This window comes from Sphingobium sp. (genome assembly GCF_041987595.1).
Taxonomy (GTDB): domain Bacteria; phylum Pseudomonadota; class Alphaproteobacteria; order Sphingomonadales; family Sphingomonadaceae; genus Sphingobium.
This window is the reverse complement of sequence record NZ_JBHIWJ010000006.1, coordinates 17,888-33,351: the sequence shown is the minus strand read 5'-3', so window position 1 is coordinate 33,351 and position 15,464 is coordinate 17,888. Positions and strand designations below refer to the sequence as shown.

The window sequence follows — 15,464 nt, the reverse complement described above, 5'->3', positions numbered from 1 at the left end:
CCTGGGAGCATCGTGCGGAAAAGTGGAAACCGATTTTCGCGGAAACGATGCGACAATTGAAGCTTTGGAGACGACCATGACTCAGGAAACTTTCCTCATTACCGGCGCCTCGGACGGGATCGGCGCGGTCTATGCCGACCGGATCGCCCGACGCGGGATCAATCTCATTCTTGTTGCAAGGCGCGCGGACAAACTCGCCCATCTCGCCAACCGGCTGCGCACAGAAACCGGCGTGCATGTCGAAGTGCTGGCCGCCGATCTTTCCAGGCCGGACGATCTGGCGCGAATCGAAACCCGGCTGCGCGGCGATGAGAGCATCACCGGCCTCATCAACAATGCCGGCATTGCGGGCGAGCAGAGCTTTGTGGAAACGGACCCGGCCTATCTCACCGGCATGATCGACCTGAACGTGCTGGCGGTGACGCGGTTGAGTTCCGCCATCGCGCCGCGTCTGGCGGAAAAGGGGGGCGGCGCGATCATCAACATCACCTCGGTCACGGCGCTGATGCCAGAGGGCTTCACGGCGGTCTATCCCGCGACCAAGGCGTTCGTCCTGGCCTTCACTGAAGCGCTGCACGCGCAATTGGGGCCGAGGGGCGTGCATGTGCAGGCGGTCCTGCCGGGTATCACGCGCACCGCGATCTGGGACGAGGAGCAACTCGCGAATATCCCCGCGTCCATGGTGATGGAGGTGGGAGAAATGGTCGACGCAGCGCTCGCCGGGTTCGACATGGGCGAGCTTATCACCATTCCCGCTCTGCCCGACAATGCGCAGCTCGACGCCTATCTGGCCGCCCGCGCGGCGATGCGGCCCAATCTTTCACTGGCCCACGCGGCGCCCCGCTATGGGCTGTCGCAGGCGGCGGAATGAAGGGAGGCCTGTCATGATCCTCGATCTTGTCTCCCTGCCGCTGTTACTGACGCTGCATGTCGGCATCAGCCTGATCGGCATTATCAGCGGGTTGATCGCACTGCCTGCAATGGCGTCGGGTCACTGGGTGCCGCGCACGCAGGCGGTGTTTCTGGTGACGACCCTGCTCACCAGCCTCACCGGCTTCCTCTTCCCCTTTCACGGCTTCACACCGGCGATCGGGGTGGGAGTGATCTCCACGCTCGACCTCATCGTTGCCTTTGTGGCGTTGATCGCGCTCGACAGGGCGGGCTGGGCGCGGGCGACCTATGCGGTCAGCGCGACGGTGGCCTTGTGGCTCAACCTGTTCGTGCTGGTAGTGCAGGCGTTTCAGAAAGTGCCCGCGCTCAACGCTTTCGCGCCGACGGGGACCGAGCCGCCCTTCCTTGCTGCGCAGGCATTGTTGCTGATCGCGATGCTGGTGCTGGGCGCGGCGATCCTGCGGCGCGGTCAGGCCAGGGATGCCCGGAACGCCGCCAGCCGAATCACCGCCTGATCGAGAACCTCGTCCGCCTTGGAAAAACAGAGGCGGACGAGGTGTGTGACCGGCTCTTTGGGGTAGAAGGCGGAAATCGGGATCGCCGCCACGCCTGCTTCGTCGATGATCCGGGCGCAGAAGGTGACGTCGTCCATGGCAATGCCCGAAGCGGTCAGGTCGATCGTCACGAACCAGGTCGCGGCGCTCGCGTTCACCGCATAGCCCGCGGCGCGCAGCCCCGCCGTCAGCCGGTCGCGTGAGGCCTGATAGGCGGCGCGCATGTCCGCGAACCAGCTTTCCGGCTTGGCAAGGCCCCCGGCGACAGCCCATTGCAGATTGGGTGGCGTGGTGAAGGTGATGAACTGGTGCGCGCGGGCGAGCAGGGTGGCGATGGGCGCGGCCGCGCCCATCCAGCCGACCTTCCACCCGGTGACCGAGAAGATCTTGCCGGCCGATCCGATCTTGACCGTCCGTTCGCGCATTCCGGGGAAGGCGATCAGCGGCTTGTGGGCGGCGCCGTCGAAGATGATATGCTCCCATACCTCGTCGCAGATCGCGATCAGGTCGCGGGCCACGCAGAATTCGGCCAGCAGCGCCAGTTCCTCCGTGCGAAGCGCTATGCCCGTGGGGTTCACCGGATTGTTCATCAGCAGCAGCCGGGTGTTTTCACTGGAGGCGGCTTCGAGGGCCTCGCCGCTGATGCGCCAGTCGGGCGGGGTGAGGCGCAGCACCCGCGCCACCCCGCCCGCGCGCTCGATCAGCGGCAGATATGCGTCATAGAGCGGGGCGAGTACCAGCACTTCATCGCCCGGCCGGACCAGTGCGAGCAGGCTGGCGGCAATCGCCTCGGTCGCGCCGGAAGTGACGATGACCTCCTGCGGCATGAGGTCGAGGCCCTGATGGCGGGCATAATGTGCCGCGACCGCTTCGCGCAGTTCGGCAAGGCCGGCCATAGGCGGATACTGGTTGGATTTTGTGAGCAGCGCATCGGCGGCGACGCGCAGCACATCTTCCGGGCCCTGTGAATCGGGAAAGCCCTGGCCCAGATTGATCGCCCCGGTTTCGCGGGCGCGGGCGGACATTTTTTCGAAAATGGTGGTGGGCATGTCCCGGTAGACGGGGTGGCCATGGGGCGCGGCGCTGGTCATGGGGGAGGGTGATGCCGGGAATTGATCGGGTGGGTCAAGTTGCGTGCAACCGGCCCTGCCGCCCTGCTTGCAGTTCGTCTATCGTGCCGCCTTTCCCAACGGCATGAGCGAGATGCGATGATCGACCGCCTGTTCCTGAAGCATCCCCGAGAGGTCAATGAAAGCTATGGTGAGCATTTCCATGTGGCGACGCGCTTCGGCTTTCTGATGGTGGGGGCGGGACTGGCCGCGATCGTCCATGGACTGATCCCGGCCTTCTTTACCCGGACCGGCAGCAGGATCGTGAAGCGCCTCTATGGCGAAATGTGCCAGCGTCAGCCTGACCTGCCGGAACCGGCCTATCTCAGCCCGCACTGGCAGCCGGAATATGAGATTTGAGGGAAGGAAAAAGCCGCCCGGATGGGGCGGCTTTTTGGGTGGTGCTGTAATTTATTCCCACTCAATAGTGCCGGGGGGCTTCGAGGTGTAGTCGTAAACGACGCGGTTGATGCCCTTCACCTCATTGATGATGCGCGTCGCCACGCGGCTGAGGAAGGCGGCGTCGAAGGGGTAGATGTCCGCCGTCATGCCGTCGGTCGAGGTCACGGCGCGCAGGGCGCAGACGCTGTCATAGGTGCGATGATCGCCCATCACGCCCACGGTGCGGACCGGGAGCAGCACCGCGAAGGCCTGCCAGATTGCGTCGTACAGCCCGGCGTTGCGGATTTCCTCGAGATAGATGGCATCGGCCTTGCGCAGGATGTCGCAACGATCCTTGGCTACCTCGCCGGGAATGCGGATCGCGAGACCCGGACCGGGGAAAGGGTGGCGACCAACGAAAATCTCCGGCAGGCCGAGTTCGCGGCCCAGCACGCGCACTTCGTCCTTGAACAGTTCGCGCAGCGGCTCGACCAGCTTCATGTTCATGCGTTCGGGAAGGCCGCCGACATTGTGATGGCTCTTGATCGTCACCGAAGGGCCGCCGGTGAAGCTGACCGATTCAATCACGTCGGGATAGAGCGTGCCCTGCGCCAGGAAATCCGCGCCGCCGATCTTCTTCGCTTCTTCCTCGAACACCGCGATGAATTCGGCGCCGATGAACTTGCGCTTCTTTTCCGGGTCGGTCAGGCCCGCCAGGCCGCCCAGGAAACGCTCCTCGGCATTCACATGGACCAGCTTGATGCCATAATGTTCGCGGAACAGGCTTACCACCTGCTCCGCCTCGCCCAGCCGCATCAGGCCATGGTCGACGAACACGCAGGTCAGCTGGTCGCCGATCGCTTCGTGGATCAGCACGGCCGCCACGGCACTGTCGACGCCGCCCGACAGGCCGCAGATAACCCGGCCTTTGCCGACCTGCGCCTGAATGTCGGCGATTTTGGTCGCGCGGAACTCCGCCATGGTCCAGTCGCCCGCAAGGCCGCAGACATGGCGGACGAAATTGGCAAGCAGCTTGGCGCCGTCAGGGGTGTGGACGACTTCGGGGTGGAACTGGGTCGCGTAGAAGCGCTTCTCCTCGTTCGCGGTGATGGCGTAGGGCGCGCCCTCGCTGACCGCCACGACCTCGAAACCAGGAGCCAGCTGCGTCACCTTGTCGCCATGGCTCATCCACACCTGATGGCGCTCGCCCTCGGCCCAGAGGCCGTCGAACAGGGCGCAGCCCTTCTTCACCTCGATGAAGGCGCGGCCGAATTCGCCGCTCTCGCCGCCTTCGACATTGCCGCCCAGCTGCTGCATCATCGTCTGCTGACCATAGCAGATGCCCAGGATCGGGATGCCTGCCTCGAAGAAATGTTGCGGGGCGCGGGGGCTGTCTTCCCACATGACCGAGGAAGGGCCGCCCGACAGGATGATGCCCTTGGGCTTGAGCCGATCAAAGGCTTCGGCGGCGGCGTTGAAGGGGGCGATTTCGGAATAGACGCCGGCTTCGCGCACGCGGCGCGCAATGAGCTGCGTCACCTGGCTGCCGAAGTCCACGATAAGGATGGAATCCTGAAGGGGCAGCGTCATCGAATCGCCTTTTCTTGATCGAAGGGAGTTGGGGATTCGCGCCCGGTTAGTGCGCTTGTCCCGCCTTGTCCAGCAAAGCCGCGTCATCGCGCCGTCCCGCCGCCCATCCGAGCAGAGCCGCGCCCGCCAGGACGGCTGCTGCAATGAGGAAGGCGCTCCCGATGAAGGGCAGCATCGGCCGGGCGCCGACGGACATCGAATAGACCGCGCCGAAAAAGACCGGCGAGAGGATGCCCGCGATCGAGCCGACGCTGTTGTTGGCCCCCTGCAACTGGCCCTGTTCGGACTCCGACACCCGCTGCGTCATCAGCGACTGGATTGTCGGCATGGCAAGGCCCCAGAGCGCATTGGGGAACATGGCGGCCACGAAGAGCCAGCCTGTGGGCGCAAGGCCCATGGCGAGAATCCCCACCGCACCGAACGCGAGGCCGATCACCATCGTCGTCCGGTCGCCCAGCCGCTTCACCACCGGACCGACCAGCGCCCCCTGCACCCCCATGTCCATCAGGCCGACCAGCGCCAGCAGCGTCCCCACTTGCCATGCGCCCCAGCCATAGCGGTCACCCGCATAGAGGACGAAAACGGCGGAGAAGAGGTGGTGCGCGAAATAGAGCAGAAAATTGACGACCGCGAGGCTCGACAGCTCCGGATGCGAGCGGAGCAATCTGAGCGCGCCGAAAGGATTGGCCCGCTTCCACAAAAATTCCATGCGCTTCTCGGGGGACAGCGATTCCGGCAGCACGAACAGCCCGTAGAGAAAGGCGAGACCTGAAAGCCCCGCCGCTGCCCAGAAGGGCGCGCGCAGCGAAATCTCTCCCAGAACGCCGCCCAGCAGTGGCCCGGCAACGAAGCCGCCGCTGAAGGCTGCCCCAATCAGCCCATAGCCCCGCGCCCTGCCCTCGGGCGGGGTGATGTCGGCCATATAGGCGAAGGTCGAGGTGAAACTGGAGGAGGTCACTCCTGCCAGCATCCGGCCTATGGCGAGCCACCAGAGATTGGGCGCCAGCGCCATCAGCACGAAATCGAGCGTCAGCCCGGCGACGGAGATCAGGATCACCGGCCGCCGCCCGAAGCGGTCGGACAGCGAGCCGATCACCGGCGAGCAGATGAACTGCATCGCCGCCCAGAGGGCCACGAAAAGGCCGTTCCACATGCCGGCCGCCGCATTTGATCCCGCCAGCGTCTCGATGAGTTGCGGCAGCACCGGGATGATGATCCCCATCGACATGACGTCGAGCAGAGCGGTCACCAGAATGAAGGCGATCGCGCCAATCGCCTTTGGCGCAGGGCGATCGGAAGGAGGGGTGGGCAAGGATGGCATGCTGATCCGCCCTAGGCTCTGGCTTTCCTCATGCCAAGTCCAACGGTCCAAGGCGGCGGCTCCACCAGAGCAGCAGCACCGAAAAGGCCGTCGCGATCCAGAGCGCGTGCAGGTCCATCAGGGCGAAAAGCCATCCGCCCGTCACCGCGCCCGCCACCAGCCCTAGCCAGAGCAGCAGATAGGGCAGCCAGTTCCACATGGCGCCCCCGGTGAGCGCCACCGCCAGTTGCTGGCCCAGCTTCACCAGCGCGCCGGTCATATATGTGACACCGATGCTGACCTCGCCGTCGCGCTGGAACATATTGTTTATCGCGCCCATCGCTGCTGCCATCAGCAGCGTCAGGCCGTTTCCCGGCTGGGCCGTCAGCGTCAGCAGCGCGGCGCTGAGCAGCAGGAGCGTCGCCAGGCCGAGGACGGCGGGCTTGCGCCACGGCCCTGCGCGCCGCGCGACCAGCGCCCCCGCTATGACACCGCCGACAAAGGCGCCGATCAGGCCCGCGGCTGTCCATGCCGCCGCCGTTCTGGAGGCGATGCTCGCACCCAGCCGGGTCGAGTTGCCGCTCATGAAGGAGACGAACAGCCCGCCCAGCTTGAGGAAACCGAGAGCGTCGATGAAGCCTGCCTGCGCTGCAAGGCCAATGGCCAGCATGTGGCGGGGAACATCGTAGCGGCGCATGGGGCGACCCTAGTGCCGATGCATCAGGATTGCTACGATGCCTGTTGCTCCGGCGCGATCTTCTCGACGATGACCGGCGTGATCGGCGCGGGGTCGACGGCGCCCTTGACCAACGCGTCGAGGCTCGATCCGTCGAGGCCCAGTTCCTTCATCAGCCCGTCGATTACCGGCGCCTGCGCGCGGTAGCGCAAGGCGGCGGAGACGGCGGCGTTGGCGAGATTCTGTTCCCCGCCTGCAATGACCGTCGCGCCGTCGCCGTTCGAGCCGGTAATGCCGTCCACCTGCACGATCCTGATGGAATCGATCGCTTCCAAAGGCCGCGCGGCCTCGCGCACGAGATCGGGCAGCACTTTGAGCAGCGCCATCTTGGTCTGGAGCGACATCTGGTCGGATGACAGAATATTCGCCGCTTCGTTGACAGCGCGTTGCCCGGCTGCCTCCACCTCGAAGCGCACCCGGTCGGCTTCGGCGCGCAGCTTCGCGGCTTCCGCCTCACCCTCGGCGGCGAGACGCAACGCTTCGGCGCGGTCTGCCGCGGCCTGCTTCTCCGCCTCGGCCTCGACCCGCACCTGAATGGCGGCGCGTTCGGCTTCGCGCGCAGCGTCGATCAGCTCGATCCGCTTCGCGCGCTCTGCCACTTCGGTCGCGCGGGAGGTCTGGACCTGTTCCTCCGCCGCCACGGCCTTGGCGCGGGCTTCGTCGGCCTGCGCCTTCGCCTGGCTTTCCTCGCGGCTTTTGTTCTGAACCGCAATCTGCTGTTCCTGCCGGGCAAGTTCGAGCGCCTGTTCCTGCGCGATGCGGGCCTGCTGCACGGCTCGGTCGGCCTCGATCTGCTGGCTGTCGACCAGTTTCTTCGCCTCGATCCGGGCCTGATCGGCTTCCTGCTGGCGCAGCGACTGTTCGCGGGCGACTTCAGCGATCTGGGCGGCGCGACGCATCTCGATCTCGCGCTCCTGCTCCAGCCGCGCGAATTCGGTGTCGCGGGAGATCAGCAGCGACTGGCGTTCGGCCTCCAGATTCTTGGTCTCGATCTGGACGCGGGTTTCCTGCTCGATATCGTTACGCGATTTCTTGCGCAGCTCGATCTGCTCGGTCAGCTTGGTCAGACCCTCGGCGTCGAAGGCGTTGTTGGCGTTGAAATGCTCGATCGACGTCTGGTCAAGGCCGGTCAGCGACACGCTTTCCAGTTCCAGGCCGTTCATGGCGAGGTCGACCGAGGAGACCTGCTGCACCTTCTGCACGAACTCGCTGCGCTGCTCATGCAGCTGGTTCATCGTCATCCCCGCAGCAACCGAACGCAGCGCGTCGACGAACTTGCCCTCGACCAGTTCCTTGAGCGCCTCCGGATTCATTGTTCGCGCGCCCAGCGTTTGGGCGGCGGTCGCGATCGACTGCGCATCGGGACGCACGCGGACGTAGAATTCCGCCTTCACGTCGATGCGCAGCCGGTCGAGCGTGATCAGCGCGTCGCTATTCTTGCGTTCCACGGCAAGGCGCACCGTGTTCATGTTGACCGGCATCGTCTCGTGGAAGATCGGCAGCACCAGCGCGCCGCCGTTCATCACCACCTTTTCTCCGCCAAAGCCCGTGCGCACGAAGCCGATTTCCTTCGATGCCCGCTTGTAGAGCCGCGCCACCACAACGCCGAGCACGATCAGCAACAGCAGCCCGGTCCCGGAGATGATCAGATAGGGCATGAGCGAAAAGCTCCCCTGCACGGCCGGCAGATTCATGACATTCTCCAACTAAAGACGGGGCAGATAATGGTCGCCATGCGAGATGGCGCGAAAGACATGATCCTCGCGGCGGACCAGCAGGATGGTTTCGCCTTCCTCCAGCGTCTGCCCGGCATTGTCCGGCTCGACCATCACATAATGGGCCTGGCCAAAGGGGTCCTCGACGCGGGCGCGGGCGGGGGAGCCGGTCCGGGCGATGCCGGTGACGATGCGGGCGAAGCTGCCGACGAGCGCGTCGAGCGGCACGGCGCTGCTCTGGTCGCGGGGGAGGAGTGGGGAGAGCCATCGGGCGGCCAGGCTGGTGGCGGGCAGGCTGGCGGCGGCAGCGACGGGCGCGGCGATCAGCGGCGAGAGCAGGGCGCCGGTGAAATCCAGCGTCAGATGCTGGGCGATCAGCCCGATCATGCCGAACAGCGCCAGGAAGATCGCCAGCAACATCAGCAGCGGCAGGCGGCCGACGCCCAGCCAGCCGAGCAGGTCGGTATCGGCATGCAGATCGAGATCGAAATCGCCCGCGAGGCCAACGGCCTGCACCGCGCCTATGACCAGCATCAGCACGATGGCCGAGACGAAGACGATATTCTCGGTCGCGAAAAGGAACGCGGCCACCCCTGACTCCCCTGATTCGCGCCAAAGCTAATATATTGGCGTAAAACAGGAAAGCTCCAAGCGTGGCCGCTCGGCGGCGAACCGATAGACTTAACGCGCGGCGCGGTCCCGCTGAAAGTAAACATCCGCGATCCGGCCATTCTCCACCGAGCAGGTGAAGTGCCGCATCGAGCCGTCCTGCGCCCGCCAGCCGGTGCGGACCTCGACATCGCCCTCTACGTCGAAGCCGTTGCGGGTCTCGCGCGGCTCCTGCATCTGCCGGACCTCGGCATAGCCGCCGTCGCGCTCCGCTTCGTCGCGCGCGGCAAGGGCGCAGCTAGTGGTCAGCTCGTCCGTTTGATGATCGTCGGCCCGACCCTGCGGCATGGCATCGGCGGCACCGTTGCGGCGGCCATAGCGTTCGTTGCGCGTGGCGGAGCCGGCGGGGTTCTGCTCGTCCTGCGCCACGACGTCGGAGAAATCATCATCGGCGCGGGGCGGCATAGCCTGATCGTCGGGCGCGTCCTGATCCTCGTCGGCAGGGGGCTGGGCGAGGTCGTCCTGATCCTGCGGATAGCTTTGTCGCGGCTGGAGCGCCTGCGCCGACGCGCCGCCTGCCAGCAGCGCCACCGCCATCATCGGAGCCGCGAACCACCATGCCTTTGTCATTGCCCAATCCCTCAATCCAATGGGGCGCTAGGGCTATGCCCGATCGGCTGTCGCGGGGCTGAACGGCTATTTCGGTTCGTCGCGAATCTTAAGGCCTGCATAATGAGCGGCAAAGGCATAGCTGTCGGCATATTCGTCGATCAGCTTGTCGACCGGCTTGCCCGATCCGTGGCCCGCCTTGGCGTCGATGCGGATGAGGCGCGGCTTGGACCCCAGATCAGCGGCCTGCAAGGCCGCCGCATATTTGAAGCTGTGTGCTGGCACCACCCGGTCGTCCGTGTCGCCGGTCGTGACCAGAATCGCCGGATAGTCCTTGCCGCTCAGGATATTGTGATAGGGCGAATAGCCGTAGAGCAGGTGGAAATCCAGTTCATTGTCCGGTGAGCCATAGTCGTCGATCCAGTAGCGTCCGGCGGTGAAGCGGTTGAAGCGCAGCATGTCCATCACGCCGACGGCGGGGAGGGCGGCGGCGAACAGGTCGGGCCGCTGGTTCACAACCGCGCCGACCAGCAGGCCGCCATTGGAGCGCCCCTCGATGGCGAGGCCGTCCTTACTGGTGTAGCCGTTGGTCTTGAGATATTCGGCCGCCGCGATGAAGTCGTCGAACACATTCTGCTTGTTGGCGAGGCGGCCGGCATCGTGCCACGCCTTGCCGAATTCGCCGCCGCCGCGCAGATTGGCGATGGCATAGACGCCCCCCTGCTCCAGCCAGGCCATGCGGGTCGCCGAATAGCCCGGCGTCAGCGCGATGTTGAAGCCGCCATAGCCGTAGAGGATGGTCGGCGCGGGGGTTCTGGACAGCGCCAGCGCCTTCTTGCGGATCACCGTCATCGGGATCATCGTGCCGTCCTTCGACGGATAGCTGATCTGCTCAATGCCGAAATCATCGGGATTGAAGGGCAGCTCGGGCCGGGCGAACAGTTCGTAGCGCAGCGTCGCCGTGTCGAAGCGGTAGATGCTCGATGGAGTGGTGAAGCCGGAAAATGCGAAGAAGGTTTCCGGATCCCCGTCGCGTCCGCCGAAACCGGCCGCGGTGCCCATGCCGGGCAGCGGCACGTCGCTGACCTTGCGGCCGTCCAGCTCGACCAGTTCGGCCACCGTTTGCGCGTCGCTGAGATAAGCGAGGATCAGCCGGTTGCCCACCAGTGAACCGCCCGCCAGCGTGTCGAGCCGCTCGGCCACGATCTGCCTGCTGGGGCGACCGGGGTGGCGGGCGTCGATGCTGACGACGCGCAGATGCGCGGCATGTTGGTCGGTGATGAAATAAAGCGCCGGGCCCCGGCTGCCGATCAGCCGCCAGTCGTTGGTGATGCCCCTGACCAGCGAGCGAACCTTGACCTTGCCGCCCGTCAGTTCCGCAACATGCAGCTCGCGGCGCGGATCAGTGCCCTGAAAGCTGCTGATGACCAGCCAGCGACCGTCCTGCGTCACCTGCGCGATATGGCTGAGCCTGGGCTGGTCGGGCGTGGCGTAGATCAGCTGGTCCTGCGTCTGCGACGTGCCGAGGCGATGATACCAGACTTGCTGGCCCATTGCGGAGGATTGGAACGCCTTGCCGTCCTGCGGCGCGGCGAAGCGGGAATAGAAAAAGCCCTGTCCCTGACCGTCCCAGGCAAGTTGCGAGAATTTGACCCAGTCGATCTTGTCGTCAAGCGGCCGCGCGGTGGCGACATCCAGTATCTTGAGCGTGCGCCAGTCGCTGCCAGCCTGCTGCACCGCATAGAGCAGGAAGCGGCCATCGGGGGAGGGCGCCCATTCGGCGAGCGCGTCGGACCCGTCTTCCGCCCAGTCATTGGGGTCGATGAGCAGCCGCTGCGCGCCATTGAGGCCGTCGCGCACATAGAGCGGCGTCTGGTTCTGAAGGCCTCTGTTATAGCCGTAGAAATAACGACCGCGCGCTTTGCGCGGGATGGTGTAGCGGCCATGAGCAAACAGCGCCTGCATGCGCGCCTTGAGTGCATCGCGCCCCGGCAGATCGTCGATGAAGCGGCGGGTGAGGCGATTTTCGTCCGCTACCCAGGTCCGGACGGCGGGGTCGCCGCGCAGGTCATTTTCCAGCCAGCGATAGGGGTCTGCGACTTTGACGCCGAAATGATCCTCGATCAGATCGAGCCGTTTCGCGGGGGGATAATGAAGGCCGGCTGTCCTGACGCTGGTGGAGATGGCCGCAACCGCCGCGTCGGGTTCCGCGCTGGCGGGATGGGCAGTCAGCCATAGCGACGCCAAAGCAAGGCAGCTTGAGGCGCGCATCCTCCCCTTCCTTCTATCCCCATGAAAGCAAAACGAAACAGGCCGTGGCTTTTATCAAGCCACGGCCTGTTCTGAAATCAAATTACCACTTTTGCAGAAGTGGTATCAGCGATTACGCCGCTTCCAGTTCGTCGGCCTCGGCGCTCTGGACCGGACCCGAATCCTTGCCCTTCGCATCGACGTCGCGATCGACCAGTTCGATGATCGCGATCGGCGCTGCGTCCGAAGCGCGGATGCCGGCCTTGATCACGCGGGTATAGCCGCCGTTGCGATCCTTGTAGCGCTCGGCCAGAACTTCGAACAGCTTGGTCAGCTGCGCGTCGTCCTGAAGACGGGCATGGGCCAGACGACGGTTCGACAGGCCACCCTTCTTGGCGAGGGTGATGAGCTTTTCGACGTAGGGGCGCAGTTCCTTCGCCTTGGGCGTGGTCGTCAGGATCTGCTCATGCTTGATAAGCGAGGCTGCGAGGTTGCGGAGCAGCGAGTTGCGATGCCCGGCGCTGCGCTGCAGCTTGCGATGACCAACCTTGTGACGCATGATATCTTCCTTCCGTTCGTTAAGGGCCCGTTTCAGGTAGCCCAGACCAGGCGGCGATTAAGGGGCGCCGCCATTCCCCTGCCTGGAAATCAAGCGAAGTTCACACCGTCCCTGGAGTGAATTCAGAGACGGTGAGGGCAGGATCAGCCCAGCAGCTCCTGTTCGAGCTTCTTGGCCATTTCCTCGATATTTTCCGGCGGCCAGCCGGGGATGTCCATGCCCAGACGCAGGCCCATGGACGACAGCACTTCCTTGATTTCGTTCAGCGACTTGCGGCCGAAATTGGGGGTGCGCAGCATCTCGGCTTCGGTCTTCTGGACCAGATCGCCGATATAGATGATGTTGTCGTTCTTGAGGCAGTTGGCGCTGCGGACCGACAGTTCCAGTTCGTCCACCTTCTTGAGCAGATAGCGGTTGATCTGGTTCGCGTCGCTTTCCGCTTCGCCACCGGCGGAACCGGCGGTCGCACCGGCAGCCGGAGCGGCGACGGGCAGCGCGTCCTCGAAGTGGACGAACAGCTGGAGCTGGTCCTGCAGGATGCGGGCGGCATAGGCCACCGCGTCTTCCGGCGTGACGGTGCCGTCGGTCTCGACGGTCAGCGACAGCTTGTCATAGTCCAGTTCCTGGCCGACGCGGGTATTGTCGACCTTGTAGGCGACCTGACGGACGGGCGAGTAGAGCGCATCGACCGGGATCAGGCCGATCGGGGCGTCAGCCGGACGGTTGGCGACGGCGGGGACATAACCCTTGCCGACGTCAGCGGTCAGTTCCATGTTGAGCGTCGCGCCCTGGTCGAGGTGGCAGATCACCAGATCGGGGTTCATCACTTCGATGTCGCCCACGGTCATGATGTCGCCGGCCTTCACTTCGGCAGGGCCGGTGGCGGAGAGCTGGAGACGGCGGGGACCATCGCCTTCCATCCTGAGCGCGACCTGCTTGATGTTGAGGACGATGTCCGTCACATCTTCGCGCACGCCGGCGAGCGAGGAGAATTCGTGGAGGACGTTCTCGATCTTGATCGAGGTGACCGCCGCGCCCTGAAGCGAGGACAGAAGAACCCGACGCAGCGCATTGCCAAGCGTCAGACCGAAGCCGCGCTCCAGTGGTTCGGCGACGAAGGTCGCCTTGCGCTTGCCGTCGCCCGCGACCTTGATCTCAAGGCTGTTGGGCTTCTTCAATTCCTGCCAGTTCTTCATGTTGACAGTCATGTATTTCCCCTGGGGATGGGGCCGAAACGTTCAAAATCCTGACCCGACAGGACGTTTCGGCCGATGCAGATGGGTAAGCGGGCGACGCGTCCGCCGCCCGCCAAAAAGCCTCGCGCCGTGATCAGACGCGGCGGCGCTTGGAGGGGCGCACGCCGTTGTGCGGGATCGGCGTCACATCGCGGATCGATGTGATGTGGAAGCCGACGGCCTGCAACGCGCGCAGAGCCGATTCACGGCCCGAACCGGGACCCTTCACTTCGACTTCGAGAGTGCGCACGCCATGTTCGGCAGCCTTGCGGCCAGCGTCTTCGGCGCACACCTGCGCAGCGTACGGGGTCGACTTGCGGCTGCCCTTGAAGCCCATCATGCCGGCCGAGGACCACGAGATCGCGTTGCCCTGGGCGTCGGTGATGGTCACCATGGTGTTGTTGAAGCTGGCGTTGACGTGCGCGACGCCGGCCGAGATGTTCTTGCGTTCGCGGCGTTTGATACGCTGAGGTTCGCGTGCCATTCTTGCTCTATCCTACTGAAACTTTTGATGCTGGAGGCGTCTTCCCTGGGGGAGAGCTGCCTCCGGCGGAGAAGAAAACGAAATAGTCCCCCGGACTATTTCTTATTTCTTCTTGCCGGCGATCGGCTTGGCCTTGCCCTTGCGGGTGCGCGCATTGGTGTGCGTGCGCTGGCCGCGGACCGGCAGGCCCTTGCGATGACGCAGGCCGCGATAGCAGGCCAGATCCATCAGGCGCTTGATGTTCATCGCGGTTTCGCGACGCAGATCGCCTTCGACGGTGAGGTCGGCGTCGATGGCTTCGCGGATCTGCAGGACTTCGGCGTCCGACAGGTCCTGAACGCGGCGGCTGTGGTCGATGCCCAGCTTGTCGGCCAGGTCGGCGGCGGTTTTGCGGCCGATGCCGTGAATGTAGGTGAGCGCGATGATCACGCGCTTGTTGGTCGGGATGTTGACACCCGCAATACGTGCCATGGTATTCTGTACTCCTGCTCCACGGGGCGGTTGGCGCCACCCCATCTCAAAGCGTCCGGGCTGAAGTCCGTAAAAAGACCGCAGCCGATTCGATAGGCCCCATGACGCAAAAAAGACGGCCAGTGCCTTTGCACTGCCGCTCGCCAGCGTATTGGGAAGGGGTGCCCTTAGCGATTCGGTCCCGGACTGTCAACGTCGGGACGGCGGACAAGCGGTGAAATCCGGCGTCGGGAACTCATCGGGCGGGGCGCATCATGTCGTCCTGCGCCTGCCCTTTTCGGGTTGATGCGATGCCTTTCCCTGAGGCATGGAGGCGCGATGCGCCTTTCCTTGTCCTGCGCCGCGCTGGCGACGCCCATTCTCCTGTTGGCCGGCTGCGTCGGTGCCCCCGAGCGTCCGCCGGCGGCAGCCCCGGCGCCCCGGCCTGCCCCGCCAGTCCAGCCCGCGCCACCGCCGCCCGCGCCGGTCGAATGGCAGGATCGGGCGACAACCCCCGGCGACTGGCGTTATCAGGTCGACGGGACCGGGTCGGTGGCGCTGTTTGGAGCGGGGCCGCAGAGCAGCCTGTTCATCCTGCGGTGCGACAAGGTCGCCCGGCAGGTCCGTGCCCTGCGATCCGGCATCGTGCAGACGGCGATGACGGTGCGGACCAGCTATGGCGCGGTCAGCTGGCCCGCCGGCGCGGCGGCCGGGACCGTCCCCGCGACGCAGGCGAGCCGCGCCGCGAACGACGCCACGCTGGATCAGATCGCCTATAGCCGGGGCCGTTTTGCGGTCGAAGTGCAGGGGTTGGAGACGCTGATCCTGCCTGTCTGGGCGGAGGTCAGTCGCGTCGTGGAAGACTGTCGTGGGTAAATATCTGATTTTACAGGATTTGCCGTGGCGTCGGGGTGGATCGCCCTCCGAAACGCGGACGCACAAGTATGATTCGAAAAAAGAATTTTACAAGCCTTGATCATGCGGCCCGTCTG

General features: G+C 64.9%; 16 protein-coding genes. 4 read left to right on the top strand and 12 right to left on the bottom strand.

All coding sequences use genetic code 11. The features are described 5' to 3' along the window. The first annotated feature begins 76 nt into the window (after positions 1-76). A complete protein-coding gene (locus tag ACFC3J_RS03035; protein WP_375194736.1) occupies positions 77-871 on the top strand; it encodes an SDR family NAD(P)-dependent oxidoreductase in 795 nt (264 codons plus the stop codon). Between the two features lie 13 nt (positions 872-884). Continuing rightward, on the top strand, positions 885-1,406 hold the full coding sequence (locus ACFC3J_RS03030; protein ID WP_375194735.1) for a hypothetical protein: 522 nt from the start codon (positions 885-887) through the stop codon (positions 1,404-1,406). Here the strand turns inward: ACFC3J_RS03030 and ACFC3J_RS03025 are convergent. Next, entirely contained in the window at positions 1,361-2,536 is a 1,176-nt protein-coding gene (locus ACFC3J_RS03025; RefSeq protein ID WP_375194734.1) for an aminotransferase, read from the bottom strand. The two genes, ACFC3J_RS03030 and ACFC3J_RS03025, sit on opposite strands and share 46 nt — an antisense overlap. A 117-nt stretch (positions 2,537-2,653) precedes the next feature. On the opposite strand from ACFC3J_RS03025, the gene ACFC3J_RS03020 reads away from it, so the two are divergent. Then, a complete protein-coding gene (locus ACFC3J_RS03020) occupies positions 2,654-2,914 on the top strand; it encodes a DUF6356 family protein (RefSeq protein ID WP_375194733.1) in 261 nt (86 codons plus the stop codon). Positions 2,915-2,965: 51 nt separating this feature from the next. On the opposite strand, the gene guaA is transcribed toward ACFC3J_RS03020, so the two are convergent. From guaA to rpsM, 11 genes are all read right to left on the bottom strand, one after another. Then, on the bottom strand, positions 2,966-4,525 hold the full coding sequence (gene guaA / locus ACFC3J_RS03015) for a glutamine-hydrolyzing GMP synthase (RefSeq protein ID WP_375194732.1): 1,560 nt from the start codon (positions 4,523-4,525) through the stop codon (positions 2,966-2,968). A gap of 46 nt (positions 4,526-4,571) precedes the next feature. Further along, entirely contained in the window at positions 4,572-5,846 is a 1,275-nt protein-coding gene (locus tag ACFC3J_RS03010) for a TCR/Tet family MFS transporter (RefSeq protein WP_375194731.1), read from the bottom strand. A 28-nt stretch (positions 5,847-5,874) separates the two neighbouring features. After that, complete coding sequence (locus ACFC3J_RS03005; protein ID WP_375194730.1) at positions 5,875-6,522, bottom strand: YoaK family protein; 648 nt, start codon at positions 6,520-6,522, stop codon at positions 5,875-5,877. Positions 6,523-6,554: 32 nt separating this feature from the next. Beyond that, entirely contained in the window at positions 6,555-8,255 is a 1,701-nt protein-coding gene (locus ACFC3J_RS03000; RefSeq protein ID WP_375194729.1) for a flotillin family protein, read from the bottom strand. 12 nt (positions 8,256-8,267) lie between these two features. Next, on the bottom strand, positions 8,268-8,867 hold the full coding sequence (locus tag ACFC3J_RS02995; RefSeq protein ID WP_375194728.1) for an OB-fold-containig protein: 600 nt from the start codon (positions 8,865-8,867) through the stop codon (positions 8,268-8,270). A gap of 90 nt (positions 8,868-8,957) precedes the next feature. Beyond that, positions 8,958-9,515 (bottom strand): hypothetical protein, encoded by a 558-nt coding sequence (locus ACFC3J_RS02990; protein ID WP_375194727.1) that lies wholly within the window; start codon positions 9,513-9,515, stop codon positions 8,958-8,960. A 66-nt stretch (positions 9,516-9,581) separates the two neighbouring features. Beyond that, positions 9,582-11,765 (bottom strand): prolyl oligopeptidase family protein, encoded by a 2,184-nt coding sequence (locus tag ACFC3J_RS02985; protein ID WP_375194726.1) that lies wholly within the window; start codon positions 11,763-11,765, stop codon positions 9,582-9,584. A gap of 112 nt (positions 11,766-11,877) precedes the next feature. Further along, complete coding sequence (gene rplQ, locus ACFC3J_RS02980) at positions 11,878-12,303, bottom strand: 50S ribosomal protein L17 (RefSeq protein ID WP_375194725.1); 426 nt, start codon at positions 12,301-12,303, stop codon at positions 11,878-11,880. A gap of 143 nt (positions 12,304-12,446) precedes the next feature. Next, positions 12,447-13,511 carry a DNA-directed RNA polymerase subunit alpha gene (locus tag ACFC3J_RS02975; protein ID WP_375194724.1) on the bottom strand — a complete coding sequence of 355 codons (1,065 nt, stop codon included), beginning with the start codon at positions 13,509-13,511 and terminating at the stop codon, positions 12,447-12,449. Positions 13,512-13,632: 121 nt separating this feature from the next. Then, positions 13,633-14,022 carry a 30S ribosomal protein S11 gene (gene rpsK, locus ACFC3J_RS02970; RefSeq protein WP_004208752.1) on the bottom strand — a complete coding sequence of 130 codons (390 nt, stop codon included), beginning with the start codon at positions 14,020-14,022 and terminating at the stop codon, positions 13,633-13,635. A gap of 102 nt (positions 14,023-14,124) precedes the next feature. Further along, a complete protein-coding gene (rpsM, locus tag ACFC3J_RS02965) occupies positions 14,125-14,493 on the bottom strand; it encodes a 30S ribosomal protein S13 (RefSeq protein ID WP_340265710.1) in 369 nt (122 codons plus the stop codon). Positions 14,494-14,811: 318 nt separating this feature from the next. On the opposite strand from rpsM, the gene ACFC3J_RS02960 reads away from it, so the two are divergent. Next, a complete protein-coding gene (locus tag ACFC3J_RS02960) occupies positions 14,812-15,348 on the top strand; it encodes a hypothetical protein (protein WP_375194723.1) in 537 nt (178 codons plus the stop codon). Positions 15,349-15,464: the final 116 nt, after the last annotated feature.